The sequence below is a fragment of the Streptomyces chilikensis genome (genome assembly GCF_001642695.1).
GTDB classification, from domain to species: domain Bacteria; phylum Actinomycetota; class Actinomycetes; order Streptomycetales; family Streptomycetaceae; genus Streptomyces; species Streptomyces chilikensis.
Map to the genome: position 1 here is coordinate 1 of NZ_LWCC02000052.1, position 1,528 is coordinate 1,528.

A 1,528-nucleotide genomic window follows, 5' to 3' on the forward strand; every position below is an offset into this window, starting at 1 on the left:
CCCGGCCGGCGCCCGCGCCGGCGGAGCCCGGGCGCGGTGCGCGAGCGGGGGTGCCTCAGCCCGGGGGCGCGCAGGCGAGCACCGCGCGGGACGTCGCCCAGGACGGGGAGCCCCGTACGGACACCGAGCAGGCCGGGCCCGAGCAGGCCGGGCCCGAGCAGGCCGGGCCCGCCGGGGCCGGGGGCTCCCGGGCGGGAGCCGCGCACGACGGGCCGGCCCGGGCCGGACACGCGCGAAGCGGGGCCGCCCGGGACGACGTCGCCCCGGTGGGGACCGCGCAGGTGAGGGCCGTCCCGGGAGCGGGGGAGGGGCCGTCGCTGCGGGCGGTGTCGCGGAGCGAGATCATCGAGCGGGCGCGGAACTGGACCGACGCCGGGGTGCCGTACGACATGACCCGGAACTGGAGCGACGGCTACCGCCAGGACTGCTCCGGCTTCGTGTCGATGGCGTGGAACCTCCCCGGCAGCGCGTGGACCGGGAACCTGGACGACTACGCCGAGCGGATCGGGAAGGACGAGCTCCGGCACGGCGACATCCTGCTCCTCCACGACCCCGCAGACCCGCAGGACGGCTCCCACGTCGTGATCTTCGGCGGCTGGACCGACTACACCCACACCCGGTACGTCGGCTACGAGCAGACCCGCCCGCACGCCGTGCGCCGGGTGCTCGACTACCCGTACCCGGTGAACGCCGACCGCTACGTCCCCCACCGCTACCGGGCCCTCGCTCCCGAGGGCGCGGACGGGCCGGGGAGCGGCGGCCCCGGGCGGGAGGCCGCCGGCTTCCCGGGCCGCGCGTACTTCGGCCCCGGCGCCGGCAACGCCCACATCGTCCGCCTGGGCCGGATGCTCGCCGCACGCGGCGGCGCCCGGTTCGGCACGGACGCCGCCGGCTCGCGCTGGACCGAGGCGCACCGCCGGGCCACCCGGGCGTTCCAGCGCGCCCAGGGCTGGGCGGGCGAGGCGGCCGACGGCATCCCCGGCCCGCACACCTGGCGGCTGCTCGTCACCGGCGGCGGCCGCGACATCCCGCCCGCGGGGACGCCCTCCTCGCACGGTGTCACCGGCTATCCCGGCCGGGCCGCGTTCCGCCCGGGCGCGAGGAACGCCTACGTCGCCCGGCTCGGGCGGCAGCTGGTGAGGAAGGGGTACGGACGCCACTACGCCGTCGGCCCGGGCCCCGAGTGGACGGACGCCGACCGCCGGGCGGTGCGGGCGTTCCAGCGGGACCAGGGCTGGCGCGGCGGCGCGGCCGACGGCTACCCCGGGCCGGAGACCTGGCGCCGGCTCTTCTCCTGAACCGAAAGACGCAGCAGCGACACGAGGGGCGACAGGCATGACAGCGACCACCGACGCGATCCCGGCCACCGGACCCGACCCCGGGTCCGGGCCCGCCCGGCCGGCCGCGCAGGGCGAATCCGCGCCGCCACCCCCGGCGGCACCCGCGCCGCCGCTCCCGGCGACGCCCCCGGAGGACGGCGCGGCGACGGCCCCGGCGGTGTCCGCCGAGGTGCCCCCCGCGGTGTCCG

General features: G+C 79.6%; 1 protein-coding gene and 1 pseudogene. Both read left to right on the forward strand.

Going from position 1 to position 1,528, the window contains the following annotated elements; genetic code table 11:
• The first annotated feature begins 50 nt into the window (after positions 1–50).
• Positions 51–1,298 (forward strand): peptidoglycan-binding protein, encoded by a 1,248-nt coding sequence (locus A2U95_RS21910; protein ID WP_166025911.1) that lies wholly within the window; start codon positions 51–53, stop codon positions 1,296–1,298.
• Between the two features lie 37 nt (positions 1,299–1,335).
• A pseudogene (locus A2U95_RS32125) lies at positions 1,336–1,528 on the forward strand (hypothetical protein); the annotation flags it as partial.